Origin of the sequence: Xanthomonas populi, assembly GCF_002940065.1 — a bacterium.
GTDB classification, from domain to species: Bacteria; Pseudomonadota; Gammaproteobacteria; order Xanthomonadales; family Xanthomonadaceae; genus Xanthomonas; species Xanthomonas populi.
The window spans coordinates 1-265 of sequence record NZ_MDEJ01000403.1; the positions used below are offsets into that span (position 1 = coordinate 1).

The 265-nt window shown below is 55.1% G+C and carries 1 protein-coding gene; it reads right to left on the minus strand.

Annotation, left to right across the window (positions count from 1 at the left end; translation table 11 throughout):
- The coding region (locus XpopCFBP1817_RS21455; RefSeq protein ID WP_146090233.1) for a transposase at positions 1-265 on the minus strand (265 nt) is incomplete at both ends.

Genomic DNA, 265 nt, shown 5'->3' on the forward strand with positions numbered 1-265 from the left:
GCCAGGTGGATCATCTGCAAGCTGGTGTTGAGCTGACGCTCGCAGTTTTTCCATAGCCTTCGGTTCTTCTCTAACCATGCAAAGCTGCGCTCCACGATCCAGCGCTTGGGCATGACCTTGAAGGTGTGCAGTTCGCTGCGCTTTGCGATCTGCACTTTGACTTTCCTGCCCAACATCTCCTGCACTCCCTGTGCAAATGGGTCGCCGATATAGCCGCCGTCGCAGAGCAGGCCTTTTACGCGCTTCACATTCTGTTTGTTGCGCT